Raw genomic sequence first — 22,309 nt, 5'->3', positions numbered from 1 at the left:
TAAGGATAGCTACAACAGCTACACCTTTTCTTTTGTTTACAATAATTGGCTATTTAGTAGCTACAATTTGTTTTTCAAATTGCACATCAATTGTTTTATACTTTTCCACTCCTACATTCGCTAAAACCTGTTCATAAAACAAATCCAATTTTCTAAACTTCTTTGGTATATCCGTTATAGTTCCGAACTGTATCGTTTGTTTTCCTACTGTTGGTACCAGATAAAGTTTTGTGTCGTTCTGCAAATACATCTGAGCAATCTGCGCTTTCCAGAACGGGTCAGCCTGAATGTATTTACTAACTTCAATTATCTGATCTACCAGTGTTTTATATTTCTTCTGATTCGATTTTAATTCTGTTGGAAAACCTGTAATGACAGGTACTTTTGCCGTTACTCTGTTTGACAGTGGTAATACTTTTCGATTTTCTGCGAAGTAGTAACTTTTACCATCTGCCTCAAACACTCTTACGACCGGTTGTTCTTCCTGGATGTAGATTTGTAATATCTGATGATTATCAAAGTGCAAATCTACGTTCTTTACCCAAGGATTCTGCTGAATTTTGTTTTCTATTTTAAATAAATCAAATTCAACGATTGGTTTTCCTTTAATTTTTATTCCACCACTTTTTTCTAACAGTTCTACAATGTCTTTCTTATCCATGAACCATTCCTTATCATCACCTCTGAATTTTATTTCAAACCCTGCACACAATTTTTCATTTCTATGATTCACCGCAGCAACGAGCAGTACCGTTATACCGGCTACAACAGCCAGACTTGTTATAATGGTGATTACTGTTCGTAACTTTTTTTTCATTGATCATTTAATATTTTGGCGATCGGCAATACCATAGTATCTATATTACCGGCACCGGCTGTTATTAATAGTTGCGGTGTATTTCCCTGGTGCACCCTGTTTTCAATTAAAGAAAGAATTTGTTCTTTATCTTCTAACAAAGTGCAGGGCACCGTTATTTTACTCACCAGCATTTCGCTGTTTACGCCATCCATAGGCAATTCTCTTGCCGGATAAATTGGCATCAGGTATACTTCATCAGCCAAACTTAAACTGGCTGAAAATTCATCAGCAAAGTCTCTGGTTCTGCTATAAAGATGCGGTTGAAATACCAGCGTCAGTTTCAGATCAGGGAAGAGTTTCTTTGCTCCTGTTAAAAGTGCTCTCAGCTCTTCGGGATGATGCGCATAATCATCAATCATGATTTTTGTTTGCGCATGATCTGCCTGTATTTCTTTAATAATATACTCAAATCTTCTTTTTACTCCTTTGAAACGATCAACTGCAGTACGGATTTTTTCGTCTTCAATACCCAAATACTTTGCCACAGCTATTGCAGCGGTTATATTTTCAACATTATGCCAGCCCGCCATGTGCAATGTCAATCCTTCCAATGTCCAACCCGGGCCTACCACATCAAAAGTATTTGAACCATTTTCGCCTTTTATATTTACCGGATGAATTTCGGCATCTTTTACATTCCCGTAAGTATAAGTTGTTGCAGCATTCAGGTCTGTTTCACGCGACAATCCTTTTTTCCTGATCAACATCCCATCAGCTTTGATCTGTTTTGTAAAGTCAATGAAAGCCTGTTCAAAAGTGGCACGGTCACCATAAATATCCAGATGATCGGGATCCATTGCCGTAACGATGGCGATATTCGGATGTAATTGTAAAAAGGAACGGTCATATTCATCTGCTTCTACCACACACACCTGGCGTTCATTACTCCAGTAATTGCTATTGTAATTAACTGCGATACCTCCTAAAAAAGCATTACAACCGTAACCTGTATCTCTCAGTAAATGTGCCACCATTGTAGTGATAGTTGTTTTACCGTGGGTACCGGCGATACAGATATTAAAAGTGCTTTTAGTAATAATACCTAACACCTGACTTCTTTTCATTACCGGCACATTATTCTGCAGATACCAGTTCAATTCCTGATGATCTTTCGGTACTGCCGGTGTATAAACCACAAGATCTGCATCCTTCGGAATCAACGCCACATTATCTTCAAAGTGGATACTCATTCCTTCATCGATCAATTGCTGAGTGAGTACAGTAGGTGTTTTATCATAACCGCTGACATTTTTTCCATGAAAATGAAAAAAACGGGCCAGCGCGCTCATTCCGATACCGCCGATTCCGATAAAGTACACTTTCTGTATTTGATCTAAATGCATCACTCTTATTATATTTTATCTAAAATATCTCTTGCTATTTCCTGATCTGCATCAGTAATGGCAAGAGTTTTTATATTTTGTTTCATCATTGCCCGGGCAGCTTCATCTTTTAGTAACTCAATCACTTTGGGTACTAAAAATTCTTTTGCCAGATAATCCGGAATCATTTGTGCAGCTTGTTGCTCCACATAATTCTGGGCATTTTTTGTTTGATGATCTTCTGCAGCATGCGGATACGGCACAAAAATCACAGGTTTTCCCATAACAGCCAGTTCTGCACAAGCCATTGCTCCGGCTCTGGACACTACAATATCAGCAGCTGCGTACGCCATTTCCATATTTGAAATAAAACTGTTCACCCAGATATTTTTGTTATCCACGGCGTAAGCAGCGGCAGTAGCAGCAAATAATTTTCCTGTTTGCCAGATCAGCTGAACATCTTCTTTCTTAAATAAATCTATCTGATCTGCAATTGCCTCGTTAATAGTTTTTGCTCCGAGACTTCCTCCGGTTACAAATACTGTTTTTTTGTCGGCTGAAAGATCAAAAAACTCCAATGCCTGCGCGCGATCAACCAAACCAGTTTTTATATTTTTACGTACCGGATTTCCTGTAACTTTTATTTTCTCAGCAGGAAAAAATTTTTCCATGCCTTTGCTGGCTACATATACAGTAGTAGCTTTTTTTCCAAGAATAATATTCGACTTTCCTGCAAACGAGTTTGATTCGTGAATAAAAGATTTAATTTTCTTACTCTGTGCATATTGCACTACAGGAAAACTTGCATACCCACCCACGCCAATTACGGCGTCGGGCTGAAATTCTTTAAATATTTTTTTTACCTGAAAATAGCTTTTGATCAATTTGAATGGCAAAGCATAATTCTTCCAGATAGCTGACCGGTTGAAACCTGCAATATCCACCCCTTCAATTTTATAACCTGCCTGTGGAACCTTTTCCATTTCCATTTTTCCTTTCGCTCCAACAAACAGTATTTCTACATCAGCATTGATTTCACGAATAGCGTTTGCAATAGCGATAGCAGGAAAGATATGTCCTCCTGTACCGCCACCGGTAACGATGATACGTTTTACCGCAGATTGTTTATTTTGTTGATTCGCCATTCGCTACTTCATTAGTCGCTGCCATATTCTCCAGTTCTGACTCCACGTTTCTTGATACACTCAGAATAATACCAATCGACATACAGGTTATAATAAAAGATGATCCTCCCATACTCACTAACGGCAGGGTAACTCCTGTTACAGGAAATATATTTACCGTTACCGCCATATTAGCAAAAGCCTGTATTACCAAACTAAAGCTCAGCGCCAATGCTAAAAATGCACCAAATGCTCCGGGACATCTTTGATAAATTCTTATACATCTATATAAAAAGATCAAATAAATTAATACAATTACTACACCACCGAGAATACCATATTCTTCTACAATAATGGCATAGATAAAATCTGAGTAAGGGTGCGGCAAAAAATTTCTACCCTCACTATTTCCTGGTCCAACACCGGCAATTCCTCCTTTTGCGATCGCTATTTTAGCCTGATCAGTTTGATAACTATCATCTTTACTGGTCTGATCTGCATAAACAAAGGATTGTACTCTTTTTATCCAGGTCGGAATTCTGCTCACTTCCAATACCGCCGGTAAGTCTTTCATCTTACCTTCTTCCTTATCATAATAACCGATTGCCACTGTAATTAAAATCACAACAGGAATAGCAATAATGCCTGCGGTTACCAGCAGATGTTTAAAGCTTACTCTACCGATAAACAACAGTATCATAGAAGTGACACCGGTTAATAAGGCGGTAGAGAAGTTAGCCGGAGCAATCAACATACAAGTCAGCAACACAGCTCCAATCAACGGCAGATAAGCCTTCTTAAAATCTTTTATATAATCCTTGTATTTACTTAGTCCTCTGCTGAGATAAATATACAAGGCTAATTTTGCAACATCAGAACTCTGAATGGTGAGGTTGATAATGGGTAATTTAATCCACCTCGTTCCTTCATTTAAACTGACACCAAAAAAGAGTGTCCATAAGAGTAACCCCAGGCTTACTACGTACAGCGGGCGTGAGATTTTTAGATAAAACTTATAGTTAATCCGGTGACAGAAATAGATAAATGCCAAACCAGTACCGATAAAAGCAACCTGTCTGAACAAATAATATTCGGTATCACCTTTTTTATCTTTAAACGCCAGCATTCCTGTTGAACTGTAAACCACCAACATTGAAATCAATGCCAACACGAGCACACATGCCCAGATCACTTTATCACCTTTCGTATTTTTGATGATTACCTGTTCCATTAGCTAGGGTTTATAGAGATCGAACTGCATCCTTGAACTGATCGCCGCGATCTTCATAATTTTTAAACAAATCAAAGCTTGCACAAGCAGGGCTTAACAATACCACATCTCCTTTTTCAGCCATATTGAATGCCAGTTCAACGGCATCCTTAGCAGAAGTCGCATCTACCATTTTTTCTACAGTACCTCGAAATGCTTCGTGTATTTTTTCATTATCCACTCCCAGGCAAACGATACCTTTTACTTTTTCTTCTACCAATTCTAAAAGTTCGCTATAATCATTGCCTTTGTCGACGCCACCTACTATCAAAATGGTAGGTTTAGTCATGCTTTCCAACGCATACCAGGTACTATTGATATTAGTTGCCTTACTATCGTTGATAAACTCTACTCCTCTAACAGTTGCTACTGTTTCCATTCTATGAGCGAGGTCTTCAAAACTTTGAATGGCGTCTCTTATCTTCTCTTTGCGGATGCCTAAAGTAGCACCGGCAATTCCTGCTGCCATGGTGTTGAATTTATTATGTCTACCTTTTAATGTGAAATCATATACGCTCATTTGCATTCTCTCGTCTTTGGCAGCAATAGTCATCTGTCCATCCTTAATAAATGCGCCTTTGTTCAATTCTTTACTCATAGTAAATGGTAGTAAGTTAGATTGTATTAAAAACTTGTCTTTATATTTCATCGTAACCGGATCATCTTCACAATAAATGAAAGAGTCTTCGGCTGTCTGATTTTTAACTATCCTGAATTTTGATGCGATATAATTTTCGAACTTATAATCGTATCTATCCAAATGATCTTCTGTAATATTGGTCAGTACAGCTATATCCGGTCTGAATTCCACAATATCATCCAGCTGAAAACTGCTCACTTCAATTACATACACATCTTTCGGATCAATTGCCACTTGCCGGGCAAACGAGTAACCGATATTTCCTACCACTGCACTATTCAATCCGCCCACTGCACAAATTTTTCCGATCAGGCTGGTAGTCGTTGTTTTTCCGTTACTACCGGTAATGGCCACAATGGTACTGGCTCCTTTATACCTGTAAGCAAATTCGATTTCCGATATTATCGGAATATCAGCTGCTCTGATTTTTTTTACGATTGCTGCTTTTTCAGGAATACCCGGACTTTTTACCACTAAATCTGCACTCAGAATCTTCTCTTCAGAGTGTTTACCCGATTCAAACTCAATTTCGTTCTCTGTCAATTCTTTTTGAAACAATGCACTGATCGATCCGCCATCAGACACAAAAACATTCAGTTTCTTCTGCTTTGCCAACAAAGCAGCACCCACTCCACTTTCACCTGCACCCAGAATGATGATATTTTGATTCATTTTTAAATTCTTTATCCTTATACGGATTGAGGGTTTTTCACAAGTATTAGAATTTTACTGTCTCTTCCATCACTGAACTTGCGCATCAAGACCTAAGTGTTGGTTTTTCAGTAAACATATTTTTAGGGGCTTATCTTATTTTCATTGTTACGATTGAGAACACTACACATAAAATGGTAACGATCCAGAATCTGGTAACAATTTTAGATTCATGATAACCTAACTTCTGATAGTGGTGATGGAGTGGGCTCATCAGAAATATCCGCCTTCCTTCACCATACTTCTTTTTGGTATATTTAAAATAACTTACCTGTAATGTAACGCTCAGCACTTCAACCAGAAACACACCACAGAATATAGGAATCAATAACTCTTTTCTTACAATAATGGCCAGCGCTGCAATAATACCTCCCAATGTCAAGCTACCTGTATCTCCCATAAATACCTGAGCGGGGTATGCATTGTACCATAAAAATCCGACACAGGCTCCAATCATTGCACCGATAAAAATCGAAAGTTCTCCCAGATTAGGGATATACATGATATTCAGGTATTCTGCCAAACGGAGGTTTCCGCTGGCATAGGCAAATATTCCTAAACAAACACCTATCAGCGCACTGGTTCCGGTAGCGAGACCATCAATTCCATCTGTTATATTAGCTCCATTTGAAACGGCTGTAATAATAAATATAACAATGACCATATATAAAACCCAGCTATATTCACGAATCGACTCCGGTAACAGTTTTGAATAATTAAACTCATGACTTTTCACAAACGGAATTGTTGTAATAGGTTCGTTTGCCTCAACAAAGTATTTAGGATTGCCATCCAGCGATACCTTCTTCACATTCGCAGGTAAACTGGTTTCACTACTTTCGTATTCACGCCACACTTTAGTGTTTTCATTAAACAGCAAAACAGCAGCAACCACTACACCTAATACCACTTGTCCTAAAACCTTAAACCATCCTGCCAGTCCGTCTTTATCTCCTTTTTTATAAGCGATTCCTTGTTGCTGAGCAATTTTTTTAGCCCTGAGTTTTAGATAATCGTCGATAAAACCTACTATTCCTAACCATATGGTGGCAAAAATCATTAACCGAACATATGCTTTCTCTAAATCCGCTAATAATAAAGTGGGAATCAAAATTGCGAGAATAATGATAATACCACCCATGGTAGGAGTTCCTTTTTTCTGTTGCTCACCTGCCAATCCCAAGTCTCTTACCGTTTCGCCTACCTGCATTTTACGCAGGGTTTGAATTAATTTTTTTCCAAATACAGCTGATATCACCAGCGATAAAATTACCGCCATCAGTACACGGGAAGTAATAAATTGAAACAATGCACTTCCTGGCACTCTTACACCAATTTCTTTAAACCAATCAAAAATGTAATACAACATTATTAAGCTGTTTGGATATTTCCGAGCCGTCGTCAAACGTCCGGTATATTGTCAATTATTATTTATCTAAAAATTCGAATAACTCTATCAATACCTGTTTATCATCAAAAGGATGTTTCACACCGTTAATATCCTGGTATTTCTCATGCCCTTTACCTGCTATCAGAATAATATCTTCAGGTTTCGCAAGGCTGATAGCCGTTTTAATAGCCTCTTTCCGGTCGGCAATAGAAATAAACTTTCTCCTTCCTGCTGCATCCAGATCCGTTTCCATTTGTTTTAAAATTGTAATCGGATCTTCTGTTCTCGGATTGTCGGAGGTAAAGATTACACGGTCACTCCAATCACACGCTACTTTACCCATAATCGGTCTTTTTGCAGCATCCCTGTCACCACCACATCCTACCACAGTAATTACAGATTCATATCCTTTTCTCAACTTCCTGATTGTCGACAATACATTTTCAAGTGCATCTGGTGTATGGGCATAATCTACAATTCCGATTACTTTATCTTTTACAGATATCACATAATCAAACCTGCCTTCTGCTCCTCTCAATACACTCAAACAGGTTAATACCTCCTGTTTATTTTCACCTAATGCCACTGCCGCACCATATACAGCTAATAAATTATAAGCATTAAATTCACCAATCATTCTAAAATGCACTTCCTGTCCATCTACCGTCATCATTAAACCACTCAATGCATTTTCAAGGATTTTCCCTTTAAAATCTGCCGGCTGTTGCAATGAATAAGAATATTTTTTTGCATTCGTATTCTGTAACATCACCAGCCCTCTTTTATCATCAATATTGGTGATTGCAAAAGCATCGCTTGTTAACTGGTCAAAGAACTTCTTTTTCACTTTGATGTATTCATCAAAAGTTTTATGATAATCCAGATGATCGTGTGTGATGTTACTAAAGATCGCTCCTGCATAACGAAGTCCGGCTATTCTATGCTGGTGTATTGCATGTGAACTGGTCTCCATAAATGCATAAGTACATCCTGCTTTTACCATTTCACTCAGCAATTCATTCAGTTGAATCGGGTCGGGCGTAGTATGTGTTGCCGGAATAACCTTTCCATCAATTCTATTCTCTACCGTACTCAGCAAACCGCATTTATATTCCAGCGCTTCAAACAATTCGTACAGCAACGTGGCAATTGTTGTTTTGCCATTTGTGCCTGTTACTCCTACTAACTTTAAGCGATCAGTTGGTCTGTCATAGAAATTATGCGACATAATTCCCAAAGCCTCCTGTGTATTCTCCACAACAATGTAAGTAACATTGTTATGTGTAATAGCCGGCAATTCTTCAAGAATGATGGCTACAGCTCCCAGCTCAATAGCTTTATTAATAAACTGGTGTCCGTCTACATGCACACCTCTTACAGCAATAAAAGCACTTCCCTGTACAACCTTTCTGGAATCAACACACAATTGCTCAATATTTGATTCAACAACTCCTTGCACCGCTCTGATGCTTACACCATATAATATATCCTGCAATACTGGCATGTCCGACTCTATTTATTGTAACTCTAAGAAAACAGTTTGCTGTTGTTGTATTTTTGTACCTGAAGGAATGCTCTGTGTCGTCACTTTTCCAACGCCCTGCACCCTTACTCTTAAATTAAGATCTTCCAATAGCGCTAATGCATCTCTCAATCCCATCCCTTTTACATCCGGCATTTGATTTTCCCATACCGGCTGACCATACACGACCTGCTTATCAGCTTTAGACTTCATCATCCCCCACTCATGAACACCCGTAGAATCATTCAACTGCATTTTCAGTTTTGCTGCGATTGTTTTTAATGATTCAGAATTTCCGGCATACTGATAATAAAGCGAATCTTTTTCCGTTTTAATTTTACGGGTATCCCGATCTTTATCAGCCGAAAGTGCATAAAGTTTGTCTGCCACTTCTCTAAAAACAGGGCCAGCAACACTGGCTCCATAAAACTTCTTCGCAAAAGGTTTATTCTTCACTACTACAATACAACTGTATTGAGGATTTTTAGCAGGGAAATAACCTGCAAATGAAGATTGATAAATCCGGTCTATGTACCCTCTTCTACCATTCGCTACCAATGCCGTTCCTGTTTTACCAGCTACTTTATACGGAGCAGTATAAAACAAGTTATATCCCGTTCCTCCAGGCAAACCACAAACTCCTTCCAAAGCAATCTTCATATCCCGGAGCGTTTCTTCACTACAAATCTTATCTATCATTACAGTTGGCTGAAAAGCTTCCAGAACATTTCCGCCTTCCGTAACTGCATTCACCAGATAAGGCTTCATCATTTTACCATTATTTGCAATCGCATTATATAACATCAGCGTTTGCAGCGGACTCACCAACACTTCATACCCAAAACTCATCCACGGTAAAGTAACCGCGCTCCAACTTCTGTTCTTAGGATTTTTAATTACCGGCTTCGATTCACCGGTCAAATGAATACCGGAATACTGATCGAGCTTTAATTTCGTAAGATGATCTACAAATCTCTGAGGAGATTGCGCATAATGATTCATCACCAGTTTTGCCATTCCGACATTCGAAGAACTTTCAAAAGCCTTTTTAACAGTCACTTCATACAATCCGTGAGGTTCTGAATCATATACGGTTCTGTTTTTCACTTTCCATTTTCCACCTTCCAGATTCACTTTTGAATCAAGTGTAACTTTTTTATCTTCCAACACCGCCATCAGAGTAGCCACTTTAAAAGTAGACCCCGGCTCTGTAGCGGTAATTGCAAAATTCTCAACTTCCCAATAACCACCATCTCCTGTTCTTCCCAGATTGGCTATCGCTTTGATTTTACCGGTAGCCACTTCCATTACAATACACGTACCCCACTCAGCTTCATTATCCTGCATCATTTTCAACAATGCATTTTCTGCGATATCCTGAATATTTACATCGATAGTCGTTATCAGATCTTTTCCGTGTTTCGGCTCAATTCCTGAACCGTCAATCGGAGCATACACACCGGGAGCAATTCTTTTAACCAATTGCGTTCCTATTTCTCCGCGCAACACAGAATCATATACCCGCTCTAAACCTACGTTGGTATTTTTCACCTTTCCCTCACTATCAATAAACTCTCTCGATAAACCAATGGTTCTGTTTGCCAGCAAACCAAAAGGGTTTACTCTTTTATCTTTTGTTTCAACAATAAACCCGCTTCTGTTCTGCCCCAACCTTGCCAACGGCAGTGTTCTGAATTTTTTATATTGCTCAAACGAAACATTTTTTTTAAAAGAATAATAACGACTCTTTTTCTTATACCCCTGTTCTAATTGCTGCTTATAAGCCTGAGCAGATTTATCACCAAACAACCGGGCTAAACCATAAGACAAAGAGTCTATATTATCTTTAAATCTTTTTCCGTTTTTCTGACGAAGACCGTCAGCCATAAAATCAATATAAATATTAAAATAAGGAACACTGGTACTCAACATACTTCCATCTTCACTGTAAATTGTTCCCCGATCCGCATCTATCTCCTGCACTCTTTGTCTTTGCTGTTCAGCCACCTTCACCCAATGCCGATCGTTACCCATCTGAATGAAAACCGCTTTTGCCAAAATACACACACCGAACACCAACAAGCCAAGAAAGCAGAGATAAACCCTCCATAATATGTCTTTCTTTTGCTCCAATTTTCTTCAGTTTAAAAGTCAACTATTTTTTTCCCGTCGAATCCTTTACCACATAAGGCGGCGCTTTCAATTCTTTCAACCCCAGCGGCTCCAGCGCCTTTGCCACCTCACTCTGCTTACTTCTGAACATCACCTCACTATTCAATGATTTATATTCATATTGCAACTCCTTCACTTCACGACTCAACTTTTCTACTTTACTAATTGTTTTTGTTGCATAATGCACATTAGCGATATTCAACACTCCTAACACACTCAAGAACATAATGAAGAGAATATCCTCCTTCTTCACCCGAGGGTTTAAGATTTTTCTGATCTTAAACTTCTTATTCTTTTTTTCATTCACCTCTGTCATGCTTATATCTTTTCTGCGATTCTGAGCTTAGCGCTTCTCGACCGTGGATTACGCTTCAACTCTTCTTTACCGGCTACAATCGGCTTTTTATTTACCAATTTAAAATGTTCACTCTTACCGGAATCTCCATATAAATCATACACATCTTCCACCTCTTCAAAATCACCTTTTTTAAAATAAGTTTTCACCAACCTGTCTTCCAGAGAATGAAACGTAATAATAGCAGCACGTCCACCCTCTTTCAACACCTCCGGCAATTGCTGTAACAACTCTTTCAACACGCCTAATTCATCATTCACTTCTATACGCAATGCCTGAAACACCTGGGCGAAATATTTATTAGGATTACCTTTTACAATATGCTGCACTGCCTGCTTAAAATTCTCAATTGTTTTCAACGACACTGTACGCCTTACCTCCACAATTGTTTTTGCCAGTGTTTTTGCATTCGTAACCTCACCATATCGTTCAAACATCTTATGCAATCCCAACTCTGACTTTCGCATCAAAACATCATAAGCCGTTTTTTCCTGCCTCGCATCCATTCTCATATCCATCGGCGCATCAAATCTTATCGAAAACCCTCTTTCCGCTTCATCAAACTGATGACTACTCACTCCGAGATCTGCCAGCAAACCATCTACAGGAGGAATTTTATGTAAGCGCAGAAAACGATGAATATGCCTGAAATTGTGCGGTAAAAACAAAACCCGCGGATCATCCGGAATATTTCTCTGCGCATCTGCATCCTGATCAAAAGCAATCAATCTTCCCTTCTCATTCAAGCGCTTCAATATCTCTTTCGAATGACCACCACCACCGAACGTACAATCCACATAAATACCATCCGGTTTTATTGCCAATCCCTCCAACACCTCTTCCAGCAACACGGGCACGTGGTACACTTCACCAGACTCCTCATTATTCTCCATTACCGCCCTCCTCTTTTTTAAACTTCGGCTTCGACTTCATTACCTTTTTCGCTATCTCTTTCATTTCAGCAGCCGTCATCACCCGCTCAGATTCAGCTTTCACCTCTTCTGCCCATATTTCATAGCGGTCGCCCAGTGAAGTAATTTTCATTTCTTTAATAATCTTCGCATACTCCTTCAATTCTTTACTGATCAGAATTCTACCGGCACTATCCAACTCTGCTTCTATCAGATCATTAAACACCCAACGCTTTACAGCCTTTTCATCAGTATCATAATCATCCAACTGCATCAGACGATTATATTCAGGACCCCACTGCTCAGGAGTATACAAATACAAATAGTCATCATACCCCTTATGAATAATCACATAACTCTCCTTCTCGGCCAGATTCTTACGAATTCCGACAGGTAAAACGATGCGATTTTTAGCATCAATCGAGACGATATATGATCCGAGACCTCTCATTTGGGATTTTCTACCACTTTCTACCACAAAATAACACTTTCCCCCACTTTTTTATAAAATTTTTTCGTTTTTTATTTATCCACAACACATTAACAATTTATAATACTTAAACAATTATTAATCAATTATTTAAATATCATTTATTCAACAAATACGCATGTTAATTAAGTGTGAATATTTATTTTAAAAATGTGAATAAGCCAAAAACCGATGTGAATCAAGCTGCCGGCAGCTACTCTAAAGCCCTGTAAATGAGGTATTTTATTTTAAAAAAATGTAGATATCTTGCATAGAAATCAAATGTGAACAATGGTGCATCCGAAAAACATATCAATTGCTGATTATCAATACAATTTACCTAATGAAAGAATTGCATATCAACCTTTGGAGCAGCGTGATGCATCAAAACTGCTGGTGAATAAAAAAGGGAAATGGGAAATTGACAACTACAAAAACCTGTATCGCCATCTACCGGCTCCGGCACTGATGATTTTCAATAATACCAGAGTTGTAGCCGCCCGTTTACTGTTTTACAAATCCACCGGTGCTAAAATTGAAATTTTTTGTCTTGAACCGGCTTCAGCTATTGATATCACCACTGCTATGCAGCAAAAGGGCAAAGCAATATGGAACTGTTTTATTGGCGGAGTGAGTAAATGGAGCGAAGATTTAGTACTTGAAAAAACAATTGAAAAAAAGAGCAGGTCCATTACATTACACGCCACTTTCATTCGCAAAAACAGTAATCATTACACGGTAGCATTAGAATGGAATGATGACACCGTTACTTTTGCGGAACTGTTACAGGATGCCGGCAAAATTCCCTTGCCGCCCTATATAAAACGGGAAGCTACCAAAGCAGATGAAGACCGGTATCAAACTGTTTTTGCCAAACAGGAAGGCTCAGTGGCTGCGCCAACTGCCGGATTACATTTTACCAATGAAGTATTAAGTAATATTGCCGCTTCGGGCATTTCAACCGATTATGTTACACTACATGTAGGAGCAGGTACCTTTTTACCTGTAAAATCGGCTACACTCGAGGGGCACGAGATGCACCAGGAATTTATAGAAGTAAATACAGGCACTATAGAAAATTTGCTGGCGCACCTAAGCCGCCATGTGATTGTTGTAGGAACGACCAGTTTACGTACGATTGAAAGCTTGTATTGGCTGGGGGTAAAAGCTGTTTTGCATCCTCACATGAACAGTCAGGATCTGATAGTATTGCAATGGGATGCCTATGAACTGGAAGAAAAAAAGATTGCCGTTGCCAATGCCCTGCAAGCCTTGCTAAACCTGTTGAAAGCAGAGGGAAAAACACAACTGATCACCAAGACGCAACTACTGATCACGCCTGGTTATCAATTTAAAATTGTGAAAGGATTGGTGACGAACTTTCACCAGCCGCAATCTACTTTACTACTATTAATTGCGGCTTTTATCGGAAAGGAATGGAAAGAAATGTATGAGTTTGCTTTAGCAAACGATTTCAGATTTTTAAGTTATGGCGACGGTTGTTACCTGGAACCTTAATAAAGTGGCTTCAACGGAAATTCAAGGGTAAAAGTAGTACCCTTTCCTACCGCAGAGTCTACTCTTATTTTTCCGTTATGTGCATCCACCATTGTTTTCACATAACTCAAGCCCAGACCGAAACCTTTTACGTTATGTAAATTACCGGTGTGCGCGCGGTAAAACTTCTCGAAAATACGCTTTACGGTTTCTTTCGACATACCGATACCGTTGTCTTCAATTTTTATAACAATTGATTTCTTTAAGCTTAAAGTGGATATTTTTATATGCAGGTTTTCTTCCGAATACTTTACAGCATTGTCGATCAGGTTCGACAACATATTCCGGAAGTGAACCGGGTCTCCTTCGATATTATCCCTTCCGGCATTGAGAAATAAATCACAAACACCGTTTTTGTCATTTACCTGCAATTCATATTTAGTGACCAGCTCTTCAAGAATTTCATGAACACGTAATGGTTGACGATTCAACTGCATTTCCTGTTTATCTGTTACAGCGGCTTGTAAAATCGTTTCAACGTGCTTATTCATTCGCTTATTCTCCTCCTTAATTACATTTGTAAAATAATGCATCTTATCGGAGCTCTGTAATACTTTCGGATTGTTCAAAGCATCTACCGCTAATGAAATAGTAGCTAAAGGTGTTTTGAACTCGTGAGTCATATTATTGATAAAGTCATTCTTTATTTCGCTCAGTTTTTTCTGACGGATCAACGCAATGATGGTTACATAGAAACCGGCCATAATAATGAGCGAACAAACGATTGCCAGAATAATTTTACCGCGCATACTCTCATACAATACACGTTTCACATTCGGAACAATCAACGAAAACATTTCATCGGGCGTTAAGTTTTCGAAGTCAGTACCTGATGGGGCTACCATCGGATACTTGATCAACAGTGTTGACGGATTATCCGAACTCGTATGGTTTAAAACAAGTTTTATGAAATTTTTACTCTTAATTTCCGAAGCGATAAAACCAATATTAGAAGTAATAGCGAATTCAAACTCAAGATCTTTAAGCCCTACATTATCAAACTCTTTTCTTAGCTTTTCTTCCACCTCAGAAACTGTGAATCGTTGCGACACGGTAAGCGGGCGCATCAGTTCACGCTGTAATGATTCAGCAGAAGGCCAGCTCAAACCACTTCTGGGCCTGAACCCCTTTAAAGAAGAATAGTTTGAACGCTGAGTCGTTAACTGATCCGACACATTCTTCAGTGAAGCTGATATTTTATCTTCAAACTGTTGTTCCGAAACCTGTCCCATCGTTTTCAACCAACTATATTGTACATAGAAAGTTCCTAACAAGGATAAAGTAATCAGAATAAAAATAATGGGAAATAGTTTCCTTATCTGCAAAGTATTTCTTTTTAAAATTTTCGCCATTGCGCTGCACCTCCTCCTTCATTTTATCTCTCACAGCAGCTAAAACACAAAATTAAAGATAATGATTACTTAACTATTTTTCGTACCTGAAATACAAATCATTTAACAGAGTTTTAGAATTCTGTAAACCATTTCAACATCATTTTATAACTTTTTCTAAACAAGTTTGTTAAATTTGTTATATGGACGTAATTCAATCAGGTAGTTTATTAATTGCTGAACCATTCATGAAAGATCCTTCTTTCAGCCGGTCTGTTGTTTTGATTTGTACACATCAGGATAAGGGAACGATTGGTTTCATGATTAATAAACCTTACCATAAGTCGCTGAATGAATTAATGTACAATATTGATGACCTTCAGATTCCTTTGTTTCTTGGCGGGCCGGTAAACATTGATACCGTTCATTTTCTGCATACCCGCGAAGATATGATTCCGGACAGCTTTCCGCTTGGCAATAACTTATTCTGGGGTGGAGATTTTGAGCAGGCTATCAACTGTATCCGGGAAGGTCTGATTCAGCTTTCTGAAATCAAATTTTTTATCGGTTATGCAGGCTGGGAAATCGGACAGCTGGATAATGAGCTGGCAGAAAAGTCATGGGTGATCGGTGACGGAAATATTCCTTTAATCTTTAATACTCCCGCAAAACAAATCTGGACGCAGGCCCTGCACGAGAAAGGAGGCGATTATGCTCAACTTTCCAACTACCCCATCGACCCCAGCTTAAATTAGTATTCTTCTATTTATCAAGTAGTTAACCAGACCGTATTTTTACCAGGTAGAGAAAATCAGCATTTATACGCTTTTATTAGCAAGGGTTGAAATATATTTTTGAATCAATCTAAAAGCAACCCTATGACCTTAATTAATTTTAATCCGTGATCTGTTTTCATTAGCCACCGAGTAATCCCTTGTACCATATTTTAATCCCTATAGATCAGTATTGTTACTGATTCGAATCCGTATTGTTTACAGAAATCCCGAACCTTATGAAGAACATTTTACTCTTGTTACTTCTATTAATCCCTTTTAAGTCGTATCTACAAACGCATGTTGCAAAAAGCATGAAAGCAACAAATGGCCAACAAATTGGCTTTTATGAATTTACACCCGATGATTACGACGAAAAACGAGACGAAAAGTATCCATTAATCATTTTCTTACACGGTATTGGCGAACGAGGTAACGGTACCACGGAAATGAACCGTGTGTTATCGAACGGTGTTCCCAAAACCATCAACCGCGGCCATAAAATGAAATTTTTCTGGAATGGCCGATGGCAATCCTTTTTGGTATTATCTCCGCAGCTGAACAGCGGCTACAGTTTCTGGCAATTATTCTACGTAGACGAAATGATCCGTTACGCTAAAGAAAATCTGAACGTAGACCCCAACAGAATTATTTTAACCGGTATTAGTTTAGGCGGAGGTGGCTCCTGGTACTGGTCTGGAACCAGCAAAACCAATGCAGCACAACTTTCTGCATTAGGAGTTGGATGTGGTACCTGTCAGGGTATTGACTACACCAACATTGCTAAAGCAAATGTTCCTACCTGGGCATTTCACGCCAACAATGACGGTTCCGTATCGGTAGGTTGTACCACTGGTGCGATTGCTACCATCAGAAATGCCAAACCAGAAAACGATCCGTATATGACCATCTGGTCAGACGGAGGGCATGGCATCTGGGACAGAATGTATGACTCAGCCTACTCCTGGCAAAACCCGAATATCTATGAGTGGTTTTTAGGACAGGACCGTAGCAAACCAACCAACAAGCGTCCTTTCGCAAATGCAGGAAAAGACCTTACCATTTCAACTGCCACCACAACAACCGCTACACTAAGCGGAGCCAAAAGCACCGATACAGATGGAAAGATAGTTCGTTATATCTGGACAAAACTCAGCGGGCCAACCGGAGGAAATATTGTTACACCTGTGTCTGAAAGCGGACAAACAACGATCTCTGGGTTATCCACCACCGGCACCTACGTATATCAATTAAAAGTGGTAGATGACCGTGCCGACTGGACCTTTGATACTGTTCGCATTAATGTAGTGAACACCTCTGTACCAAACATTCCACCAATTACGCAAACAATAGTACCGGCAATAGCAGAAACAGCCCAGCTTGAACTAAACGGTGTAAGAACTTATGATCCGGACGGTAAAGTAGTGGCTTATTCATGGGAACAGATCAGCGGCCCCTCAAGTATTCAATTGAAAAGTGCAGATGCCCCCGTAGCAGAAGTCAGCAATATTTCGAACGGAATTTACAAATTCAGGTTTTCGGCTACCGATAATCTCGGAGCCATTACCATCGATACCGTATCATTTGACGCTTACAATGAAATATTACCGGTAAGATTTCAACCACTCAGAGGCAAAGCCGAAGGAAATACTCATACCTTAACCTGGGGTATATACGAAAGTTTTGAACCGAACCTGCAGATAGTAGAAATCAGTGAAGACGGTGTTCATTTTAAACCGATTTACGAAGTACAACATCAGGAAACAGACAAATTAACGCGGCAATTTGTTTTTAAAAATGAACGTGCCCCCGGAAAAGCTTTTTATCGTATCCGGGCTGTTAGTAGTGTAAGCGGATGGAATGAACTGACACCTGTTATTACGGTTATCAGCAATGATATTCATACAGGCAATCAATGGAAAATTCATCCCAACCCTGTAGTATCCAAAACAAATTTGCATATTTCCAGCAGCTCAAAAGGAATTCATATAGTGAGGATCTACAATTTATCAGGAAAATTATTACAAACACATAATATTCAACACCAGGGTGGCGTTTATGTGAAGGAATTCGATCTTTCAAATTTAACACCGGGAGCGTATCTCATTGAATGGATTGAGCCCACAGGAATAAGGCACTCTGCAAAAATTATGAAACTTTAAGATAGTTATTAGTTGTTATAGTTGTGTAAAAAAAGGAAATCGATAGGGATTTCCTTTTTTTTATCTGAACGGTTTATAAAACTTCTTATCGGCTATTGATAACATTTGTGTATCTCCACTTGTATCACCATATGCATAAATTTCATCATAGTCATCAAGATTATATTGAGCTACGATTCTTTTTACTTTTTCGGTGCCCCTGCAATTCTTTCCAATTAATTTTCCGGTAACACGCAGGTCTTTATACGCTAAACGTGAGGCTAATACCGGAATATTGCGTTCCTGCGCCCATGGAATAATCCAGTCTTGCGGCGAAGCAGAAACAATCACTACTTCAGTTCCTTCACCAATCAGCGCATCAATTTCCACAATAGCTTTCGGTCTTAACAATGTAGGCAGATACTCTTCAGCAAATCCCTGACATATATTCTCAAACTGCTGTTGGGGCATTTTTCTGAAAAACCATCTCAGCACTCTTTCTTTTGCTCTTTGATTGGAAATAATTTTCAATTTAAACCCTACAATATAAGGGCTCAAAAAGGCAAATCCCAGATAACACCTGAATTTACCTTTCGCATATTTAATCACTTCAACAAAAGTATCTTTTGTTGTAATTGTTCCATCAAAGTCGAAAAAAGCGATTTTTCTCACATTTTCATTTTTTTGAAAATAAATTCCGGTACCATTTTAATAATCAGCATAATCCATCTCCAGAACCATTTCACATAAATGGTATTCTTCTTTTTTACTACAGCACTGTAAACAGCATCTGCTACTTCTTTCGGTTCAGCAGTCAATAATGGTGGCAATTTCAGATGAGCTGTCATTTGTGTATTTACAAAACCCGGTTGAACAGATACTACATGAACACCCGAGTGAAACAAACGGTTTCTCAATCCGGCCAGATAAGCGGTAAAACCGGCTTTGGCTGAACCGTAGATATAATTACTCTGACGTCCCCGTTCGCCGGCAACAGAACTGATACCTACTATTGTACCTGACTGCTGACTGATATAATATTGTGCAGCAATGTTCAAAATCGAAACAGCTCCGGTATAATTCGCCTGAATAATTTTTTCTGATTCGTTCCAATCGGTCATTGCTTTTTCCTGATCACCCAAATAACCGAATACACAAATAGTGATAGAAGGTTTTACCGGTAATGAGTTCCAGAAGGAAGCATGTGATTGAAAGTCAGTAGCATCAAACTCATGTAAACTGCATTGTGCATTACTGCGAATATTCATATCTGCCTGTAAAGCATCTAAACGGTTTACATTTCGTGCGGCTAAAAGCACCTGATAGTTTTCAGACGCATATTTTTTTGCGATGGCAATGGCCATGTCAGAAGCTGCACCCAATATTAAAACAGAAGGCATATTATTTATTTTGATGTCAGACGTAAACGGTCTGATTGAATAGATTTGATTTTATGATCCGGATTATATTTTTTAACAATAGATTTAAATTCGTCTAAGCGAGGGTAACCGGCTTCTAATACGTATGGTCTCATTCTGGCATCTTTACTCATATACAAGCGCCCGCCATACTGTAATACGATCTGATCAAGTTCATCTAAAAATTCGAACAAACCGTCTCTGATCGGAATATCCAATGCAAGTGTATAACCTTCTTTCGGAAAAGAAATAAGGCTGTCTTGTTTACCAAAAACTTTTAACACAGCAAGAAACGAAGCCAATCCTTTATCACTGATTTTTTTCAGTATATCCACCAAACCTTGTTTCGCTTCTAATGGTAAAACAAACTGATATTGTACAAAACCTTTTTTTCCATAGCCTCTGTTCCAGTTCTGAACAACATCCAACGGATAAAAAAACGGTTCATAAGGTACAACGTTATCAATTACACGTTTAAAGTTTTTGCCGTAATATAAGAAGTTAAACACCGAGATGGTAAACTGGTTCAATACCCATGAAGGTAGTGTAAACGGAAAAGGAATTTTTCCTTTCGGTTTCAGATAAAGCGGATTTGCTTTTTTTGCAGCTGGTAAATCCTCTATGGTAGCATGTTCACCTAAAATCAGGATACTTCTGCCAAATCCTTTGCCTTTTTTCAAACAATCAATCCAGGCTACAGAATAGGTAGCATCCTTATATTTTTCAAAAAGCTCTATAATTTCTTCAAGATTTTTTGCTTTGATTTGCTTTTGTTTGATATAAGCGGTTTCAATCTTTTTAAGATTGAAGGTAACGGTTGTAATAACTCCTGTCAGCCCCATTCCACCACAGGTAGCTTCAAACAAATCAGGGTGTACTACAGGTGAACAAACCATTAACGAACCATCGGCCAGCATCAGCTCCATTTCAACGATGTGATTTGAAAAACTGCCGTCAACGTGGTGGTTTTTTCCATGTACATCACTTCCTACTGCTCCACCGATCGTAATATATTTAGTTCCGGGAGTTACGGGTAAGAACCATCCTTTCGGAACAATTATTTCCAGCACTTCTTCCAGTAACATCCCGCTTTCACATTTGAATACACCGTTTTTTGTATCAAATGCCAGCGCCTTATTATATTTTAAAGTAGAAATTGTTTCATCTTCCAGGGAAGCATCACCATAACAACGTCCGTTTCCACGAGGAATAAACTTTTTTGCACCTTTTACTAAAGGACTCAATTGTTCTTTAAAGGTAAACTGACGTTCATCCGATTCGATCACCGGGTAGTTACCCCAGTTTGCAATATTCTTTCTCATTATTGAAATATGGTTACATCCTTCATATACAGAATCACATAAAAGCTGATGACCCATAGAAGGAGGGTAATTTGAATAAATCGGTCTTTGTATAGGATTTCTGTTGGCGAACCAGCCTTATTAAGCACAAAGGTGATTTGCAAATATCGCATAATTCCGGCAATCACGAACAAAGAAGTATAATACAAACGATGTCCGAACTGATGATAAAGTGCACCGGATACTGTATAGTTAATATAAGAAACGATCAGAATTGCACAGAAGAGGCCGAGCAGCGTATTCAAAAATTCTAAAGAATATCCTTTCATAGATTTACGCATTTCTGCGCCGGTAGAAACTTTCAGCATTACATCATCTCTTCGTTTAGCAATTGCCATAAATAGTGCTAACAGAAAAGTCATAATTGTTAACCATTCGGTAATATCCACTTTACCCAACTCCGCACCACCTTTAACGCGCAATACGAACCCTGTACTCACAATCAGAATATCGACGATGGATATATTTTTTAATCCAAAGCAGTAACCCATATTCAGTATATAATACAGTAAAGTGATAAACAGGAATTTACCTGAATTATCGAGTAAGTAACTGATTCCGAAACCGAGTATCATCAAAGCAATACTGATCAGCAGGGCAACATTTTTCTTTACTTTACCTGAAGCAATGGGTCTGAATTTTTTCTGAGGATGTTTTCTGTCATCCTCCACATCCCGATAATCATTGATAATATAAATACTACTTGCCAGGAAGCTGAATGCAAAAAAGCCTCCGATCAGCCATTCAAATTGGAGAATCAGCGACTGAGGATGAAACAGCTTGCCCGCAAAAAAAGAAGGAATAAACAGAAAAAGGTTTTTAGCCCAATCTTTAGGGCGAAGTAGTTTAATATAATGCTTCATGAACTTTTATCTTTTTGCAATATACAGCTGTAAAATTAGTTATTGATTTGGTAAGCTTCGTTAATTTACCCAAAAACCATCGTCTTAAACTGATTTTTGTATCAAAAAATTGCCCGATCC

The 22,309-nt window shown here is 38.7% G+C and carries 19 protein-coding genes; 3 read left to right on the top strand and 16 right to left on the bottom strand.

Annotated features, from left to right (window positions below; genetic code table 11):
• Nucleotides 1–49: 49 nt before the first annotated feature.
• The 11 genes from D9O48_RS02825 to D9O48_RS02775 form a co-directional block, all read right to left on the bottom strand.
• Nucleotides 50–817, bottom strand: a complete 768-nt coding sequence (locus D9O48_RS02825; RefSeq protein WP_126970365.1) for a cell division protein FtsQ/DivIB — start codon at nt 815–817, stop codon at nt 50–52.
• Nucleotides 814–2,202 carry a UDP-N-acetylmuramate--L-alanine ligase gene (gene murC, locus D9O48_RS02820; RefSeq protein WP_126970363.1) on the bottom strand — a complete coding sequence of 463 codons (1,389 nt, stop codon included), beginning with the start codon at nt 2,200–2,202 and terminating at the stop codon, nt 814–816. Before murC ends, D9O48_RS02825 begins: the two co-directional genes overlap by 4 nt.
• A gap of 8 nt (nt 2,203–2,210) precedes the next feature.
• Nucleotides 2,211–3,326, bottom strand: coding sequence for an undecaprenyldiphospho-muramoylpentapeptide beta-N-acetylglucosaminyltransferase (gene murG, locus D9O48_RS02815; protein WP_126970361.1), 1,116 nt, complete (start codon nt 3,324–3,326; stop codon nt 2,211–2,213).
• The gene (locus tag D9O48_RS02810) at nt 3,307–4,536 is read right to left on the bottom strand and encodes an FtsW/RodA/SpoVE family cell cycle protein (RefSeq protein ID WP_126970359.1); all 1,230 of its coding nucleotides are present in this window, start codon (nt 4,534–4,536) and stop codon (nt 3,307–3,309) included. Before D9O48_RS02810 ends, murG begins: the two co-directional genes overlap by 20 nt.
• Before the next feature lie 10 nt (nt 4,537–4,546).
• Nucleotides 4,547–5,887: a UDP-N-acetylmuramoyl-L-alanine--D-glutamate ligase gene (gene murD / locus D9O48_RS02805; protein WP_126970357.1), complete on the bottom strand. Its 1,341-nt coding sequence runs from the start codon at nt 5,885–5,887 to the stop codon at nt 4,547–4,549.
• Between the two features lie 130 nt (nt 5,888–6,017).
• Complete coding sequence (mraY, locus tag D9O48_RS02800) at nt 6,018–7,295, bottom strand: phospho-N-acetylmuramoyl-pentapeptide-transferase (RefSeq protein WP_126970355.1); 1,278 nt, start codon at nt 7,293–7,295, stop codon at nt 6,018–6,020.
• Between the two features lie 58 nt (nt 7,296–7,353).
• A complete protein-coding gene (locus tag D9O48_RS02795) occupies nt 7,354–8,820 on the bottom strand; it encodes a UDP-N-acetylmuramoyl-L-alanyl-D-glutamate--2,6-diaminopimelate ligase (protein WP_126970353.1) in 1,467 nt (488 codons plus the stop codon).
• A gap of 12 nt (nt 8,821–8,832) precedes the next feature.
• Nucleotides 8,833–10,971, bottom strand: coding sequence for a penicillin-binding protein (locus tag D9O48_RS02790; RefSeq protein ID WP_126970351.1), 2,139 nt, complete (start codon nt 10,969–10,971; stop codon nt 8,833–8,835).
• Nucleotides 10,972–10,993: 22 nt separating this feature from the next.
• Complete coding sequence (locus D9O48_RS02785; protein WP_233589164.1) at nt 10,994–11,326, bottom strand: FtsL-like putative cell division protein; 333 nt, start codon at nt 11,324–11,326, stop codon at nt 10,994–10,996.
• Nucleotides 11,327–11,328: 2 nt separating this feature from the next.
• A complete protein-coding gene (gene rsmH, locus D9O48_RS02780) occupies nt 11,329–12,258 on the bottom strand; it encodes a 16S rRNA (cytosine(1402)-N(4))-methyltransferase RsmH (protein ID WP_126970349.1) in 930 nt (309 codons plus the stop codon).
• On the bottom strand, nt 12,248–12,727 hold the full coding sequence (locus tag D9O48_RS02775; protein WP_126970347.1) for a division/cell wall cluster transcriptional repressor MraZ: 480 nt from the start codon (nt 12,725–12,727) through the stop codon (nt 12,248–12,250). The genes rsmH and D9O48_RS02775 overlap by 11 nt, the downstream gene beginning before the upstream one ends.
• Before the next feature lie 309 nt (nt 12,728–13,036).
• Here D9O48_RS02775 and D9O48_RS02770 point away from each other — a divergent pair, with 309 nt between their 5' ends.
• Nucleotides 13,037–14,263: an S-adenosylmethionine:tRNA ribosyltransferase-isomerase gene (locus D9O48_RS02770; protein WP_233589163.1), complete on the top strand. Its 1,227-nt coding sequence runs from the start codon at nt 13,037–13,039 to the stop codon at nt 14,261–14,263.
• Here the strand turns inward: D9O48_RS02770 and D9O48_RS02765 are convergent.
• Nucleotides 14,260–15,654 carry a sensor histidine kinase gene (locus D9O48_RS02765; RefSeq protein WP_126970345.1) on the bottom strand — a complete coding sequence of 465 codons (1,395 nt, stop codon included), beginning with the start codon at nt 15,652–15,654 and terminating at the stop codon, nt 14,260–14,262. The two genes, D9O48_RS02770 and D9O48_RS02765, sit on opposite strands and share 4 nt — an antisense overlap.
• Before the next feature lie 182 nt (nt 15,655–15,836).
• Here D9O48_RS02765 and D9O48_RS02760 point away from each other — a divergent pair, with 182 nt between their 5' ends.
• Nucleotides 15,837–16,388, top strand: coding sequence for a YqgE/AlgH family protein (locus D9O48_RS02760; protein ID WP_126970343.1), 552 nt, complete (start codon nt 15,837–15,839; stop codon nt 16,386–16,388).
• 332 nt (nt 16,389–16,720) lie between these two features.
• The gene (locus tag D9O48_RS02755; RefSeq protein ID WP_158624796.1) at nt 16,721–18,568 is read left to right on the top strand and encodes a PKD domain-containing protein; all 1,848 of its coding nucleotides are present in this window, start codon (nt 16,721–16,723) and stop codon (nt 18,566–18,568) included.
• Nucleotides 18,569–18,628: 60 nt separating this feature from the next.
• Here D9O48_RS02755 and D9O48_RS02750 read toward each other — a convergent pair whose 3' ends face one another.
• From D9O48_RS02750 to D9O48_RS02735, 4 genes are read right to left on the bottom strand one after another with little or no spacing between them, the layout of a single operon-like run.
• Nucleotides 18,629–19,219 (bottom strand): HAD family hydrolase, encoded by a 591-nt coding sequence (locus D9O48_RS02750; RefSeq protein WP_158624795.1) that lies wholly within the window; start codon nt 19,217–19,219, stop codon nt 18,629–18,631.
• On the bottom strand, nt 19,216–19,947 hold the full coding sequence (locus D9O48_RS02745) for an SDR family oxidoreductase (protein ID WP_126970337.1): 732 nt from the start codon (nt 19,945–19,947) through the stop codon (nt 19,216–19,218). The genes D9O48_RS02750 and D9O48_RS02745 overlap by 4 nt, the downstream gene beginning before the upstream one ends.
• A gap of 5 nt (nt 19,948–19,952) precedes the next feature.
• Nucleotides 19,953–21,287, bottom strand: a complete 1,335-nt coding sequence (locus tag D9O48_RS02740; RefSeq protein ID WP_126970335.1) for an FAD-binding oxidoreductase — start codon at nt 21,285–21,287, stop codon at nt 19,953–19,955.
• The gene (locus D9O48_RS02735) at nt 21,287–22,189 is read right to left on the bottom strand and encodes a decaprenyl-phosphate phosphoribosyltransferase (protein WP_126970333.1); all 903 of its coding nucleotides are present in this window, start codon (nt 22,187–22,189) and stop codon (nt 21,287–21,289) included. Before D9O48_RS02735 ends, D9O48_RS02740 begins: the two co-directional genes overlap by 1 nt.
• Between the last annotated feature and the right edge of the window lie 120 nt (nt 22,190–22,309).

This window comes from Gynurincola endophyticus, from assembly GCF_003991195.1.
Taxonomy (GTDB): domain Bacteria; phylum Bacteroidota; class Bacteroidia; order Chitinophagales; family Chitinophagaceae; genus Gynurincola; species Gynurincola endophyticus.
The sequence above is the reverse complement of the archived record's forward strand: the minus strand, read 5'-3'. Positions and strand labels throughout refer to the sequence as shown.

Coding starts and splice junctions, on each gene's coding strand:
- D9O48_RS02785 (WP_233589164.1), bottom strand. CDS start 11,326: ATGACAGAGGTGAATGAAAAAAAGAATAAGAAGTTTAAGATCAGAAAA.
- D9O48_RS02825 (WP_126970365.1), bottom strand. CDS start 817: ATGAAAAAAAAGTTACGAACAGTAATCACCATTATAACAAGTCTGGCT.
- murC (WP_126970363.1), bottom strand. CDS start 2,202: ATGCATTTAGATCAAATACAGAAAGTGTACTTTATCGGAATCGGCGGT.
- murG (WP_126970361.1), bottom strand. CDS start 3,326: ATGGCGAATCAACAAAATAAACAATCTGCGGTAAAACGTATCATCGTT.
- D9O48_RS02770 (WP_233589163.1), top strand. CDS start 13,037: ATGGTGCATCCGAAAAACATATCAATTGCTGATTATCAATACAATTTA.
- D9O48_RS02755 (WP_158624796.1), top strand. CDS start 16,721: ATGAAAGCAACAAATGGCCAACAAATTGGCTTTTATGAATTTACACCC.
- D9O48_RS02760 (WP_126970343.1), top strand. CDS start 15,837: ATGGACGTAATTCAATCAGGTAGTTTATTAATTGCTGAACCATTCATG.
- D9O48_RS02740 (WP_126970335.1), bottom strand. CDS start 21,287: ATGAGAAAGAATATTGCAAACTGGGGTAACTACCCGGTGATCGAATCG.
- murD (WP_126970357.1), bottom strand. CDS start 5,887: ATGAATCAAAATATCATCATTCTGGGTGCAGGTGAAAGTGGAGTGGGT.
- D9O48_RS02735 (WP_126970333.1), bottom strand. CDS start 22,189: ATGAAGCATTATATTAAACTACTTCGCCCTAAAGATTGGGCTAAAAAC.
- D9O48_RS02775 (WP_126970347.1), bottom strand. CDS start 12,727: ATGAGAGGTCTCGGATCATATATCGTCTCGATTGATGCTAAAAATCGC.
- D9O48_RS02765 (WP_126970345.1), bottom strand. CDS start 15,654: ATGGCGAAAATTTTAAAAAGAAATACTTTGCAGATAAGGAAACTATTT.
- mraY (WP_126970355.1), bottom strand. CDS start 7,295: ATGTTGTATTACATTTTTGATTGGTTTAAAGAAATTGGTGTAAGAGTG.
- D9O48_RS02810 (WP_126970359.1), bottom strand. CDS start 4,536: ATGGAACAGGTAATCATCAAAAATACGAAAGGTGATAAAGTGATCTGG.
- rsmH (WP_126970349.1), bottom strand. CDS start 12,258: ATGGAGAATAATGAGGAGTCTGGTGAAGTGTACCACGTGCCCGTGTTG.
- D9O48_RS02795 (WP_126970353.1), bottom strand. CDS start 8,820: ATGCCAGTATTGCAGGATATATTATATGGTGTAAGCATCAGAGCGGTG.
- D9O48_RS02745 (WP_126970337.1), bottom strand. CDS start 19,947: ATGCCTTCTGTTTTAATATTGGGTGCAGCTTCTGACATGGCCATTGCC.